Annotated in this window: 12 protein-coding genes; 2 read left to right on the top strand and 10 right to left on the bottom strand. The window is 41.3% G+C overall.

The genetic code is table 11. The features are described 5' to 3' along the window. Positions 1-122: 122 nt before the first annotated feature. The 3 genes from BIZ38_RS16600 to pyrC all read right to left on the bottom strand — a co-directional run bounded on the left by BIZ38_RS16600 (position 123) and on the right by pyrC (position 2742). Positions 123-713, bottom strand: a complete 591-nt coding sequence (locus BIZ38_RS16600) for a response regulator transcription factor (RefSeq protein WP_161804338.1) — start codon at positions 711-713, stop codon at positions 123-125. A 432-nt stretch (positions 714-1145) separates the two neighbouring features. Next, positions 1146-1355 carry a cold-shock protein gene (locus BIZ38_RS16595; RefSeq protein WP_036967526.1) on the bottom strand — a complete coding sequence of 70 codons (210 nt, stop codon included), beginning with the start codon at positions 1353-1355 and terminating at the stop codon, positions 1146-1148. 340 nt (positions 1356-1695) lie between these two features. After that, positions 1696-2742: a dihydroorotase gene (gene pyrC, locus BIZ38_RS16590; protein WP_187490783.1), complete on the bottom strand. Its 1047-nt coding sequence runs from the start codon at positions 2740-2742 to the stop codon at positions 1696-1698. Between the two features lie 191 nt (positions 2743-2933). Between pyrC and BIZ38_RS16585 the strand changes: the two genes are divergently transcribed. Beyond that, entirely contained in the window at positions 2934-5306 is a 2373-nt protein-coding gene (locus BIZ38_RS16585; protein ID WP_187490782.1) for an EAL domain-containing protein, read from the top strand. Between the two features lie 58 nt (positions 5307-5364). Here the strand turns inward: BIZ38_RS16585 and BIZ38_RS16580 are convergent, their stop codons facing one another. After that, complete coding sequence (locus BIZ38_RS16580) at positions 5365-7644, bottom strand: acyl-CoA dehydrogenase (RefSeq protein ID WP_187490781.1); 2280 nt, start codon at positions 7642-7644, stop codon at positions 5365-5367. A 168-nt stretch (positions 7645-7812) separates the two neighbouring features. On the opposite strand from BIZ38_RS16580, the gene BIZ38_RS16575 reads away from it, so the two are divergent. Next, positions 7813-9663 (top strand): M2 family metallopeptidase, encoded by a 1851-nt coding sequence (locus BIZ38_RS16575; RefSeq protein ID WP_187490780.1) that lies wholly within the window; start codon positions 7813-7815, stop codon positions 9661-9663. A 57-nt stretch (positions 9664-9720) separates the two neighbouring features. On the opposite strand, the gene BIZ38_RS16570 is transcribed toward BIZ38_RS16575, so the two are convergent. The 6 genes from BIZ38_RS16570 to nudC form a co-directional block, all read right to left on the bottom strand. After that, complete coding sequence (locus BIZ38_RS16570) at positions 9721-10509, bottom strand: putative porin (protein ID WP_054551566.1); 789 nt, start codon at positions 10507-10509, stop codon at positions 9721-9723. 220 nt (positions 10510-10729) lie between these two features. Further along, complete coding sequence (locus BIZ38_RS16565; RefSeq protein WP_054551567.1) at positions 10730-11104, bottom strand: PH domain-containing protein; 375 nt, start codon at positions 11102-11104, stop codon at positions 10730-10732. A gap of 2 nt (positions 11105-11106) precedes the next feature. After that, entirely contained in the window at positions 11107-12015 is a 909-nt protein-coding gene (locus tag BIZ38_RS16560) for an ABC transporter ATP-binding protein (RefSeq protein WP_138619291.1), read from the bottom strand. Next, a complete protein-coding gene (locus BIZ38_RS16555; protein WP_187490779.1) occupies positions 12012-12830 on the bottom strand; it encodes an ABC transporter permease in 819 nt (272 codons plus the stop codon). The genes BIZ38_RS16560 and BIZ38_RS16555 overlap by 4 nt, the downstream gene beginning before the upstream one ends. 115 nt (positions 12831-12945) lie before the next feature. Next, the gene (locus tag BIZ38_RS16550; protein ID WP_187490778.1) at positions 12946-14124 is read right to left on the bottom strand and encodes a cystathionine beta-lyase; all 1179 of its coding nucleotides are present in this window, start codon (positions 14122-14124) and stop codon (positions 12946-12948) included. 19 nt (positions 14125-14143) lie between these two features. Continuing rightward, entirely contained in the window at positions 14144-15061 is a 918-nt protein-coding gene (nudC, locus tag BIZ38_RS16545; RefSeq protein WP_187490777.1) for an NAD(+) diphosphatase, read from the bottom strand. Positions 15062-15089: the final 28 nt, after the last annotated feature.

Genomic DNA, 15089 nt, shown 5'->3' with positions numbered 1-15089 from the left:
TTCATCTAAAAAATCTAATTAGAAGAATTTTTATGCATTTACAGGCAGGGAATGTTTAATAAGCAAGCAAACTGCTTACTAAACATTAAACGGGATTTAATCTTGACTTATAACTGCCGCCATTAGAACACGGCGCGGTCTTTTACTAGCTTAGCTAATGAGATAACTGAATCAACCTCAAGCTTTTCAAATATCTTTGTTTTGTAAGTACTGACGGTCTTGTTACTGATGAAAAGTTTTTCACCAATGTCTTTATTCGATAGCCCTTGCAATAGGTAATTCATTACGGCGAGTTCACGCTCAGTGAGTAACTCGTCAATGTCTTTTTCAGAAGCAATTAAATGCTCTTGAGGAAAAAAGGTGTAACCACGCAAGATCATTTCAACTGCAGAAGAAATATCTTCAAGGCTCTCAGCTTTGTTAACGAAGCCTTGCGCTCCCAACTTTGCTGCAGTGCGTATAATATGCTTATCTTGCTTAGCTGATAAGAATAACACTTTGCCAGTAAACCCTGCACTAACAGCCCGCTTGTATAAGCTAAAACCATCTGAGTCTTCTAACTCAATATCTAATATAGCTAACGCTACATTATTAGCTTTTAAAAATTGTAGTGCTTCTTTTTGACTTCCAACAGCTTGAACTTCGTTAACTAAGGTCGATTTGGATAAAACCATTTTAATTGCTGTTGCCACCATCGGGTGATCGTCTACCAAAAGTATATTATTTCCTATGCTCATCAATTAGCAAACCTTCATTATATCTATCAAACGAGTATTTTATTGCTCATTTAAATTACCGCTGTCTTATATATCACTAAGTTTAGCGGGAAATTCAGATGTTGGTAAAAAAATCTACAATCTCTGAAAATGAGTACTAAATTTTCTCGTTAGATCAAATTCTTCACTTACACAACGATCAATGTCATGTTTAATTAACTAAGTCTAAGAGCATATAGTACTTTAGATACCGAGAGTAGCTTTAAAGGAATAGTTGAGAAAGTTCTAGAAGAATTACCTATTAAAAAAGGCTAACACAATACTTTAGGTTTAAATAGGTTTAGGTACAACTGTATGATATTTGGGGAGTAAATGAATTTTGGTGAAACAGAAACTGTTTCACCAAAATGCTTAGGTTCACATAATAAATTATGCTACTTCTACGTTCTCAGCTTCAGGGCCTTTTTGACCTTGTTTGATGCCGAAAGATACTTGCTGGCCTTCGCTTAGAGTGCGGAAGCCTGTACCTGTGATAGCGCTGAAGTGTACGAATACATCAGGGCCATTTTCTTGTTCAATGAAACCGAAACCTTTAGCTTCGTTGAAGAACTTAACTTTACCAGTAACCGTGTTTGACATACCAAATTTTCCTGTAAGTCAATTATTAAAATTCAGCCATAATGGCTCTATCCTCCCTGAGTGAATGCCCAATAAACTTGGGGTAAAGTACAGGAAGAACCAATAACCAAACCGGTAACCGTACAGCCGCACATTATCCGTAAATTCAATACGCAAAAACTCAAAGCAATTTAAGACTAACACATTAAATAGCTTTTAGCTCTATTAATCGAAAATAATTTTAAGGTCAACCGCTCAAACAAAAATATATGACAGTACTATTTATAAACAATTAATTATAAATGAAAAAAGCCCATCAAATAGATGGGCTTTTTATTCTCGATTTAGACCTTGCTAAAACTTACTTAACTTGCCAGTCCATTTGTGCTTCTGCTTTGATTGGCACCACTTCTGAATCGCCTAGTTTATAGCTAGCTGGTACTGTCCAGCTCTCTTTTACTAGTGTAATGGTATCTTGGTTTCGAGGCATACCGTAAAAGTCAGGACCGAAGTGACTCGCGAAACCTTCAAGCTTGTCTAAAGCACCCGCTTCTTCAAACGCTTCAGCATAAAGCTCAATAGCTGCATGTGCAGTATATGCACCAGCACAACCACAGGCCGCTTCTTTTTTGTCTTTGTAATGTGGTGCAGAGTCAGTACCTAAGAAGAACTTTTTGCTGCCGCTTGTTGCAGCACCAATTAACGCTTGTTGGTGAATGTTACGCTTTAGAATAGGTAAGCAGTAATAATGCGGGCGAATACCACCTGCTAGCATATGATTACGGTTATAAAGAAGGTGATGAGCAGTAATGGTTGCAGCAACATTCTCTGGTGCATTATTAACAAACTCTACCGCATCTTTTGTCGTGATGTGCTCAAGCACAATTTTAAGACTCGGAAAGTCATTTACTACATCCGCTAAAATTGTATCTAAGAAGACCTTCTCACGGTCAAAAATATCAATTGATGAATCGGTTACTTCACCATGTACTAACAGTAACATCCCTACTTCTTGCATTGCCTGAAGTACAGGGTAAATATTCTTAACTGATGTCACACCAGAATCTGAGTTGGTCGTCGCGCCAGCTGGGTACAGTTTAGCAGCAACAATTTTACCTGTTGCCTTAGCTTTTTTAATTTCTTCTGGCGTAGTTTTATCTGTTAGGTAAAGCACCATTAATGGTTCGAAGTTACCTTGTGGGCCCGCAGCTTTAATTCGCTCATAGTAAGATAATGCAGTGTCTGTACAAGTTGCCGGTGGAACAAGGTTAGGCATGATGATTGCTCGCCCCATGTAACGGCTTGCATCACGAACGGTATCAACGAGTTGCTCACCATCACGTAAATGAATGTGCCAATCATCTGGGCGTGTAATTGTTAGAGTTTGCATCGAATTTAAATCTGACATTGCTTGTTTCCACGGCTAAAGTTAGGGGGATAGCATAAACATTGAGCAAATAACCTCGCTTATTTACCCAAGTTCATTTTCAGGTGCCTAGTTTACACCAGTATACGTTTTTTTTGAAAATAACTTTGTGGATAGTTTGATAGTAGGTTAACGTAATAAATTAATACAACATTTTGGTTACCTTTTATTCTATGCCTAAGAGTTTAGACACGGCTTTTGCACTTGAAGTCAAAACAGACCAATTACATATTATTAATCAGTTCTCATCATCTCTAATGCAGTTAGATACAGTTGAAGAGTTACTCGAATATGTTACATCAGAGGTAGTGAGCCGCCTGGGCTTTATAGAGTGTGTCATTTACCTAGCAGACAATAAAACACGTACCCTAAAAGAAATGGCGTCTATTGGCACGGCAAGTAGCCATGATACTTACCATATCGACCGAACAGAAATTAGCTTTGATCAAGGTATTACGGGTTATGTCGCAAGCACTGGCAAACCCTTAATGATTGGCGATGTCAGTCAAGACCCGCGTTATATTGCCGATTCTCGCCCTGCTCTTTCTGAGCTTTGCGTACCATTAGTTTACAAAGAAAAAGTACTGGGTGTCATTGACTGTGAGCACCCGCAAAAACATTACTACAATGATACGCATTTAGAGATTTTATCAACTGTCGCCCACTTACTCAGTGCCAAGATAAATCAAGTTCGCACCGTAGAAGACTTACAGCAAACTGTGATGCAGTTAAATGATGCACAAAAGCTAGAACGCTCGATGCTGCAAATCGCTAACTTAACCTATCAATCAAGCGAACTAGATAGCTTCTTTGAATCTTTACACGGCATTATTACCTCTTTACTGAGGGCTGATAACTTCTTTATTGGCCTGTATGACAAGCAACTCGATGTGCTTGATTTAGTTTATATTATCGAAGAAGGCGTGCGTTCTAACGCCCATAAGAAAATATCGAAAGAACAACTAAAAGACACCGCATCTTATTATTTATTAAACATCGACCAATCTTTACTTTTTACGAAAGAAGAATTTCAACAACACATTGATGCGGGTCATTTTAAAATGGTTGGTCGTCAGGCCGAGTCTTGGCTAGGGGTGCCATTTAAAGTAAATGAGCGTATTAGTGGTGTTATCGCCGTACAAAGTTACAGTAAAAGCTATCACTATGACGAACATGACCGTGCCTTACTCACGTATGTGAGCCGCCAAATTAGCATGGCGATAGACCGCCAATTATCAAGACAAGAGCTTGAGCACCGAGCTCTTCACGACGAATTAACCGGCCTTGCTAACCGCTCGTTATTAATAGAGCGTATTAAACATGCGATCCTTCGTTTGGCAAGAGCAGATAAGCGCCACCAACATGCCCTGCTCTATCTAGACTTTGACCGTTTTAAAAGTATCAATGATTCATTAGGTCATGAGGTTGGTGACCACTTTTTGGTAAAAATCTGTGAGTTAATCTTAGGTACCATCCGCAATACCGATACCTTTGCCCGCTTAGGGGGCGATGAGTTTGCCATTTTTATGGAGAACATCACCGATAAACAACAAATTAAAGATGCCCTTGAACGAATTCAACTGGTTCTCGCTGAGCCTCTTGATATTGATGGCCACTTACTTCAGGCATCCACAAGTATTGGTGTTGCGTTTTGTGAAAGTAGTCGCGATCAAGCTTATAAGCTATTACAGCATGCTGATGCTGCAATGTACGAGGCGAAGTCATCAGGCCGCGGTAAAGTTAAGTTTTTTAACAATACCATGCGTAAAAAGCTCAAAAATCATGCGGATATAGAAAATGATTTACAGCATGGTATTGAACATGACGACTTTGAACTTTACTACCAGCCAATTTTTACCATTCAAGATGCACAGGTTGTCGGCTTTGAGGCGCTTGTGCGTTGGCACCACCCAAGTAAAGGCTTTGTCTCGCCAAATGATTTTATACCCGTTGCAGAAGACACAGGCCAAATTATTAACTTAGATTTACACTTGCTTGAACTCGCGGCAAAGCAAATCGCACTGTGGGCAAGTAAAGGTAAAGCGTTTGGCCGAATTACCGTGAATGTGTCATCACGTCATTTTGCAAGTCTCGACTTCGTCGCGCAAATCCATGCTTTGTACTCTAAATACAAACTCCCTTTAGGCTCGCTGTGCTTAGAAATCACTGAATCTGGGCTAATTGGTAATTTAGAGCTAGCAACAAAAATTATTAAAGGCCTTGAGCCTCTTGAAGTTAAACTGTGCTTAGATGATTTTGGTACTGGCTACTCAGCGCTTGGTTATTTACACCAATTACCTATCCATATTTTAAAAATCGATAAAAGCTTTATCGATCATTTAAATAAAGCACACAACCCCTTGGTGGATGCCATATTATCGTTAGCACAGTCGTTAAAGCTCGATGTTGTTGCGGAAGGGATTGAAACAGAAAAACAATTGGCAATCTTAAAACAAACTCAATGTAAGTTTGGTCAAGGCTTCTTAAAAGCGAAACCCATGCCAGCCAGCGAAGCAGAAAAAGTCATCACTCACGGATTGGTATAAGCTAAGATAAAAAAGCCTTGCAAATGCAAGGCTTTAATTATTTCAACTTGGCAAGAAGTTACAGCTCGCCGGGGGAGAAGTTATCAACGGCTATCGCTTGTTTACGTAGCTCATTGGCTTGATTCATACGCTCTGCAACGGTTTCGTTTATCAAGTTTTTCTCTGCTGCTGCGGCAATTGCGCCCTCAAGTTCAAGGTTTTTGGCAATAGTGCCTTCTTTTTGCCATTTACGAAGCTGCTTAAAGTCTTCATGGGTGTCAATCATGGCTAAAAAGGCATTTTCCATGACACCCGTGCCTGCATTTTCATCAACATAACAAAGATGGGTTAATCTGTCTCTAAAGACCCCTGGTTTGCTCATGTGCTCACACATTGTTTGTGCTAACTCATCGCTTGGACGGTGGTAATGATTACCCAGAGGGAACACAATACGTTTTAGTAAAAAATTAACCACTGGGTTAGAGAAGTTTTTAAAGAAGCCATCGAATGCTTGACCAATGCAGAATAACGAATGCTCAACGGCATATTGCACAAATGGTAGGTCAGCTTGCTGGCGTCCTTCATCTTCGTAGCGTTTCAATACACATGAAGCAAGATATAAGTGGCTAAGCACATCACCTAGACGCGCCGAAATCATCTCTTTGCGCTTTAACTCACCACCTAATACTAGCATCGCAACATCAGTACAAAATGCTAAACCACGACTCATGCGGCTCAACTGTTTGTAGTAAACAGTGGTTGCGCCACACACAGGAGCTTTAGCGAAGTAACTGCGCGTTAAACCGTGCACAAATGCCATACCAGCATTACTGCCAGCAAATAAAATATGTTGCAGCAGTAATGAGTCAAATTCTTTTAAAGCAACATCTTGGTCTTCCATTGCTGCTGCTTCCATTTCTTTTAAAACAAATGGATGACAACGAGTGGCACCTTGACCAAATATCATCAAGTTACGAGTCAGAATATTTGCACCTTCAACGGTAATCGATACCGGGATCCCCATATAGCCATGGGCTAAATAGTTATTCGGCCCGACTTGAATACCTTTACCTGAATGAATGTCCATCGCGTCGTTCATAACTGTACGGCCCATTTCAGTCATATGGTACTTAGCTATAGCGGTAACCACAGATGGACTTAGTTTTAAATCAATCGCCCCTGCGGTCATTAGCCTTGCTGATTCTAAGGTGTAAGTTAAACCACCAATGCGAGCGAGTGCTTCTTGAACACCTTCAAATTGGCCAATCGACACACCAAATTGTTGGCGTACCGTTGCATAGGCAGATGTCATCCTTGAAGCCAAGTGGCCTGTTGCCGTACTAAGTGCCGGTAACGAAATACCGCGACCCGCACTTAAACATTCAACTAACATGCGCCAACCTCTACCTGCGCCCTTTTCGCCACCAATGATCCAATCAAGCGGAATAAACACATCTTTACCGTACGTTGTGCCATTCATAAATGCCATGTTTAACGGATAATGACGCTCACCTGTTTGCACACCTTCGTGATCTGTCGGAATAAGTGCACACGTAATACCAAGTTCTTTTTTATCACCCAATAAACCTTCAGGATCGTACATTTTAAATGCAAGACCCAGTACTGTGGCGATTGGCGCAAGGGTGATATAACGTTTTGACCAGTTAAGTTTTAAGCCAATCACTTCTTCACCGTTATGCATGCCCTTACAAACCACCCCAGTATCAGGAATACTGCCTGCATCAGACCCAGCCTCAGGGCCCGTTAATGCAAAACAAGGCACATCATCGCCCTTAGCTAGGCTTGGCAACCAACGCTCTTGTTGCTCTTTGGTACCATAATGAAGAAGTAATTCGCCAGGGCCTAAGCTATTTGGCACCATTACAGTGACCGCAGCGGTTAAGCTCTTAGTGGCAATTTTCGATACGATGGTTGAATTTGCAATCGCTGAAAACTCGCGGCCACCAAATTCTTCAGGAATGATTAGTGCAAAAAATCCTTCTTTTTTTAGGTAGTCCCACACTTCTTTTGGTAGGTCTTTATCTTTTTGCACGATTTGATAATCATCAAGCATGGCTAGCAAATTTTCGACTTGCTCACCCATAAATGCGCGCTCTTTTTCGCTGAGTTCAGGTTTAGGAAAACGATGCAGCTTTTGCCAATCTGGGTTACCACTGAATAACTCACCATCCCACCAAACATCACCCGCTTCCATAGCTTCACGTTCTGTTTGCGATAACGGCGGCAAAACTTTTTTAAATAGTCTAAACGTAGGTCGTGTGACAAGATTGATGCGAATGTCTTTCACAGCAAAAATTACAATCACAGCAACTAGTAACAGAATGATTACGGTCGTCATTGTGCAATCCTTTTATTTTATTTAACTGGTTCAAGTATGACTGATCGTGCCATAAATACAACGTAAGCAGCGCTTACTTAGCTTGTTTTCAACTAGGCAGTTTGTTGTTTACTAAGACACTGCTATTATGCATGGGCAATAAATAACAATAAACTTCTAGGGAACGTTATGAAAAAGACTCCATTTAAGCTCAGCATCAGCGCGCTTATGGTCGCCAGTGCACTTGCACTTACAGGCTGTAATGATGACGCTGCGAGCACTAAAACAACGACTGCTGAAGTCAAAACAAGCCAAGTAACCGCACAAGATGCCGCTAAATTTATCGCCGATACTGAAAAAGAATTAAGCGCGCTTTATTTAGAAGCAAGCCGTGCTGAGTGGATTTATGCCAACTTCATCACCCATGATACTGCTGAACTATCTGCCGAAGTAAATCGCAAAATGACAGAAGCTGTGGTTCGTCTTGCTAATGAAGCTGCAAAATTCGATAGTTTAGAGCTTGATTACGATGCACGTCGTAAACTCGATAAACTTAAACTCGCACTTACCTTACCTGCCCCACAAGATGCTGAAAAAACAGCTAAGCTCTCACAATTAGTGGCTGAACTAGGGGGTATTTATGGTAAAGGTAAATACTGTAAAGAAGATGGTAGCTGTTTAAGCCTTGGCGAGATGACTGCTAAAATGGCAACGAGCCGTGATTACAATGAATTGCTTGATTTATGGCAAGGTTGGCGTCAAGTTTCAAAACCTATGCGCCCGCTTTATGAGCAACAAGTTGCACTCACCAATGAAGGTGCAAAAGAGCTAGGTTATGCAGATACAGGTGCTATGTGGCGTAGTAAATACGACATGCCAGCCGATGATTTTGCAAAAGAACTCGACCGCATTTGGGGCCAAGTTAAACCGCTTTATGATTCATTACATTGTCATGTTCGTGCCAAGCTAGGTGAAAAATATGGCGAAGATAAAGTACCACAAGACCAGCCTATCCCTGCACACCTACTAGGTAATATGTGGGCCCAAACGTGGGGTAACATTTACGATGTTGTTGCACCAGAAAATGCCGATCCTGGTTATGACGTAACAGAACTATTAGCTGAGCACGATTACGACGAACTTAAAATGGTACGTGGTGCTGAGAAGTTCTTCACCTCAATGGGTTTTGCGCCATTGCCAGATACCTTCTATGAGCGCTCGCTATTCACTAAACCGCAAGACCGTGACGTACAATGTCATGCATCTGCATGGAATATTGATAGCAAAGACGACCTACGTATTAAGATGTGTATTCAACGCACAGGTGAAGAATTCTCTGTTATTCACCATGAACTAGGGCATAACTTCTACCAACGCGCCTACAACACACAGCCTATTTATTATCAAGAAAGCGCGAACGATGGTTTCCACGAAGCGATTGGTGACACCATTGCACTTTCTGTAACGCCAGGTTATTTAAAAGAAATTGGTTTATTAGACGACGTGCCTGATGAATCTAAAGATATCGGCCTGTTAATGAAAATGGCATTAGACAAAGTAGCATTTATCCCATTTGGTTTATTAGTAGACCAATGGCGCTGGAAAGTTTTCTCAGGTGAAGTAACGCCAGAGAACTACAACAAAGCGTGGTGGGAATTACGTGAAAAATACCAAGGTGTACAAGCGCCTATCGCACGTAGCGAAGCAGACTTCGATCCAGGTGCTAAGTATCACGTACCAGGCAACACGCCTTACACACGTTATTTCTTAGCGCACATTTTACAATTCGACTTCCACAGAAGTTTATGTGAAATTGCCGGTAACGAAGAAGCGATTCACCGTTGTTCTGTATACAACTCTGCTGAGGCTGGTGAAAAACTAAATGCTATGTTAGAAATGGGCTCAAGCCGCCCATGGCAAGAAGCACTTGCGACAATCACTGGTAAAGAAGAAATGGATGCAACAGCAATCTTAGATTACTTTGCACCGTTACAAAAATACCTTGATGAGCAAAATGAAGGCCGCCAGTGCGGTTGGTAATGATAAAAACGAAAAAGCCCGCATAATGCGGGCTTTTTTATATCATCAAATTAATGATTAAAACTGTAAGCTTAGGTTTGCAAAGTATGCATCGTAGTCTGAGTCATCCCAGTTGTTTGCATAACCAGCTTTTAAGCCAACGTTTTTATTAAAGAAGTGCTGAGCACCAAAGCTGTAGTCATCTTCTTTATTAAACGTTACAAATACTGATGTTGCTTTAGAGAAGTAGTAGTTAGAACCTAGTTCCCAAGAGCTACCACTATCATCAGTATCAGCAATTGTACCTTCAATCGTTAGGTAATTACCTTGTTGAAGATCCATAAAGTATTTAGCGCTAACCGCACGATAATCAAACTCGTCGTCTGCAGTGAACGTGAAACCTAAGTAATCAGTGCTGTTAATTTGATGATTGTACTTAAGGTCGAACATTACATAGTTATCACCATCTTCAACGTCAGTGAAAGTCGCTTTTAGAAGAAGGTTAGGGTTAAAGAAGTAACCCGCAGACACATTGAATAAATCAGTGTCTGAACCGTAATCGTAATTGCTGTAACCCGCACCGATTACAAAATCTTGTACGAAGTACTCACCGCCGATGTTAGTCACATCACCAAAGTCATCATCTGCGTACGAACCAAACACGTTAGTTGTTCTGTTGATGTATTCAAACTGGTCGTATGGACCCATCGTTTTCTTTGGTGCGAAGTAATAAGTTGAATCAACACTTACAGTGTCGTTGCCATCGGTGTCCTTGTATCCTAAATGGCTAATTGATTGGTAACTATCCGCAGCAGTCGCGGCAGTTGACAGAAGCATACTCGAAATAATAACTGCTAACTTTTTCATAAACAGATTTCCCTATTAACATTGTTTCATTGCTGTTGAAAACTAGCCTGATGGCTAAGTTGGGCACATGCTAACGTCAGAAAACTGAATGGAAACTTAACTAAGCGTTTGTTTTTACTTGATTAATTGTAATAAAGTGTCGGTAAATGTAAAGAAAAAGTTGGCCAAAACTTTCATCTTTTAGCCAACTTTTAATAAAAAAACAAGATTTGTCAGTACTTTATAAAGCAAATTGACTTATAATTCTATAAACCTCATTAATGTTATCTCCTGCTTTAAAGTCTTTACTGATTGGCGTTGGATCTGAACCAACCCAAATTTTCAGTTCAGCATCTAGGTCAAAATGCCCGGCACTTTCTTTACTAAACTTAGTAATTTTTGAGTAAGCAATACTCAGCATTTCAACTTTAGAACCGGTAACACCTTGTTTATCTATGATAATTAATCTTTTATTAGTAAAGATGAACATATCACGAATAACTTTATAGGCTTTTTGAACTGTTTCACCATCAATCAATGTATTAGCAAGCAGCTCTTCTAAGTCGTCGTTATCGACTTCACTTGCATTACCCATTAATCCACTTAATAGACCCATAACTAGCTCTCCTTATGAAAAATTTGATTTTCGAGTGTGTGACCATTTACCAGTTGACGATACTGCCAACCTTGCTGATAACAAAATTGTAGAAGATTGATGTCAAAAGGCTCTGCGGTTTTCTCAAACTCGATCACATATTCTTTTGCTTGGCTCATATAAACATGATGTACATCGGCAAGGCCAGCAAGCTTTGCTTCTACATCATCATAGTGTTGATTTAACTGCAGCGTAATAAAGTGTTTATTATCTTGCGTGCTAGAACGGGCTTGATGCTCACTTAACACCCCTTTATCGAGGTGTAAAACTTGTGAGCATAAACGCTCAAGTTCAGTTAAGTCATGGGAGCTTAAAATAAATGTTGCTTCGTTACTTAAAGAACTTACCAGCTCCCTTACCTCACGAGCATGAATTGGATCAAGGCCTGCAGTTGCTTCATCAAGCATCACTATTTCAGGTGAGCCAATTAATGCCTGTGCAATCGTCACTCGCTTACGCATACCATGAGAAAGATCATCTGGTCGTTGCTTAGCCACTTCTGATAAACCAACCAACTCTAAGACGCGAGCCGTTTCTTTTTTACGAACCGCACCACTGAGCCCTTGTAATTGGCCATAAAAGTTAAGTTGATGCGCAATACTAAAACGAGGATCAAGCTGGGCATCTTGCGGTAACGCGGTTAGCTTACCAAATAACGCCGCACTGCCTGGGGTATACCCCATTACCGATAGCTTTCCTGAGCTAGGTAAAATATAGCCACATAACAAACTGAATAACGTTGTTTTACCTGCACCATTAGGACCAACTAGCGCTACCGGTGCCCCTTTGTTTATCTCAAAGCTAACGTTATCGAGCGCTCGCTTAGCCCCGTAGTTTTTTGACAAGCCTTGTGCTTGAATTAAAACGGTCATAATGAGCTCCTTGCAAAAATTCGTTCACCAGCAACCAGTAGCACTGCCGTTTGTAAAAGTGGTAAACCAAGAGCCAATGTGATGCCGGCACGTTGACCTGCCATTAAATCAAGTTGATAGCCCGGAAATATGTAATTTAAAACCTCAAATGCAGGCCATTGCCATGTTAGTAAGCCAATCACAATATTACCGCCAGCAAAAAACAAAATAGCCAAAACAAACGCAAGACGCGATGAACGGGCAAACGTGTTCAAAAAGCTCATTAAGGCAATAAATGGCATAACTGCAACAAGCAAATAAAATAACAACATAAAGCTTCGCGATAAGCCAGAAAGCAGTAAACTTGGCTCACGATAGCCAAGCATTGCAACCGTTGCCATCAAGGTAACAAACAACAATGCCGCTAAGATGAGTAGCTGTCCTAAAAAGCGGCCAATAATAATTTCTGAACGAGTCGCTCTTAGCGATAAAAAGCGTAACGTACCTCGCTGTCTGTCGCCCACTGTTTGGTCACTACATAGAAACAAACAAAAGCTTGGGAAACTAAATAAGGCAACCAGCCAATAAACGGCAAGTTCAGATTCAGGCCAATCAAGTAATTTACTGATGCCAATGGCGCCAAATGCTTGCCTTGCAAAGTCGGCAAAATCAGGTGAGCTAATCAAGGTCACAGATTGGGCAATGGGATAGCGTAAAATAAGTAGCCAACAAATGGCAAAAGCGGCAACCGCCAACAAACCACGTTTGGTCAGAAATAGTCGTACCAGCTCAAATTGGGCAATTTGTGCAAGGCGTTTAGGATGTAACTGCGTCACTCATAATCCTTAATGAATTTTATTATTAGAATTACACTAAGTTGAAACAGCTTGAATTACCAGAAAAAAAAGACCCGACAAGCGGGTCTTATGTAACAAAGTATAAACTTTTAACCTAGAGGTGGCTTTCGTACACTGCAAGCGCTTGGTCAAGGTCGGCTAGTAAATCAGCCACATCTTCAAGACCAATGTGTAGCCTTATTACCGGGCCTTGTGACCAACCTGTTTCAGAGCGAAGCCCTTTCATGCTCAGGTTTGCCGTGACCAAGCTCTCATAGCCGCCCCAAGAAAAGCCCATTTTAAAATGGTGCAGGCTATCTAAGAACGCATCAATTGCTTGTTGATTACCCTGCTTCATTACAAATGAAAATAAGCCGTTACTGCCATCAAAGTCTCGTTTAAAGAACTGATGACCCGGGCACGTTGCAAAAGCGGGATGGCGAATATGATCAACCAATGGGTGTGTTTCAAGCCATTTAGCCACTTCGATGGCGGCTTGTTCATGCTGTTTTAAACGCACAGCCATAGTACGCAGACCACGCAGCGCTAAATAAGCATCATCCGCAGAGGTGCATTGCCCTAGTAGGTATGAATTTTCTCGAAGGGTTGGCCAATACTTTTTATTAGCGACCGCCACACCCATCATCACATCAGAGTGACCAACAATGTATTTTGTCGCTGCTTGAATACTAATATCTACGCCATGCTCAAGCGGTCTAAAATGCAGACCATTACCCCAGGTGTTATCTAGCATGGTCATTACACCGCGCTCATTAGCCTTAGCAACCATGGCTGGCACATCTTGTACTTCCATAGTGATTGAGCCTGGTGATTCTAAAAACAATACGCGAGTGTTATCTTTGATAAGCTCATTAATTCCTGCGCCAATTCCCGGTGGGTAATAGGTTGTTTCAATACCTAATCCAGCCAGTATTTTGTCGCAAAAATCACGGGTTGGCTCGTAAGCGGTATCCACCATTAAAATATGATCGCCTGTTTTTACAAACGATAGCAGCGCATTGCTTATTGCAGCCGCACCTGATGGATAGAGCGCACAGCCTTCGCCGCCTTCAAGTTCAGCAATCGCTTCTTGCAGAGCAAAATGTGTCGTCGTACCGCGACGGCCATAAAATAACGTTTTGTCGCCTCGTTTCTTCGCCGCTGCTTTTAAATCAGCCACTGAATCGAATACCACTGTTGATGCACGTTGCACCACAGGGTTCACAACCCCTTGTGTATATGCTTTTTTACGCCCTGCAGAGACGATTTGGGTATGTTTATTTGTCTTTGTCATAATTTGTCCAAGCTGTGCTTTACAGGTTGCGCCAGTGCTCAACCAAAAATCGAGAAATAGAATCTTGTCTGGTTAGTTTAAGATGGCTACCCTGCTCATGCCATTGGCCAAATTCATTAAGTTCAGCACGGCTAAACCATCTCGCGTCGTCTAACTCGTCTTTATCTACCTGAATATCTTCTGAAACTGCTGTAGCCATAAAACCAAACATAATTGATGATGGAAATGGCCAAGGCTGTGACGCGATATATTGAATATCTGTCACCGCAACACCAGCTTCTTCCATAACTTCGCGGGCAACGGCCTGCTCTAGTGTTTCACCTGGGTCTACAAAACCAGCAAGAGTTGAATAAACACCGTCAGGCCAGCTTGCTTGACGGCCTAGTAAGCAGCGCTCAACTCCATCTGAAAAGGTTTTAGTCACGATCATAATCACCGCAGGATCAGTTCGCGGAAAAGTTTGATGCTGGCAAGTTTGGTTCTCACATAAACGTGAATGCCCTGCTTCAACCATGTTATTTTCATGACCACAACGACCACAAAAACGGTGCGTTGCGTGCCAAAAACACAAGCCCCTTGCCAGTGCGGCAATCGAGCCTTGTTTTAGCTCAACTTGTGGGCCTAACTTGCGAATATCAACAAATTCAGCGCCATTAAGCATAGGCTCAATGAGTGAGTCTGGAACATGGCTGACATCTAAAGCAAAATGCGCCACATCATCGTCGTCTAAACCCAATAAAATGCCTTTTGATAAATCGAGATGATCCACTTGAGATAAGCGTAAATAACACACTTCAGGACTGTCTTTAACAAATAAACTTTGATTGTTATTGACCAATAACCAGCGACTCTGAGAATTCATTTGAGCCTTTAACCACTTTGGATCTTTACGGCGATTTGATGCACGATCCAATGGCATTTGAGAGTAATTCAGCATGGCGTTCCTTGAAAATAGTTTACTCGCT

The sequence above is a fragment of the Pseudoalteromonas sp. BZK2 genome, from assembly GCF_014349195.1.
GTDB classification, from domain to species: domain Bacteria; phylum Pseudomonadota; class Gammaproteobacteria; order Enterobacterales; family Alteromonadaceae; genus Pseudoalteromonas; species Pseudoalteromonas simplex.
Note: the sequence above shows the minus strand (reverse complement) of the source record. Positions and strands in the feature narration are given on the sequence as shown.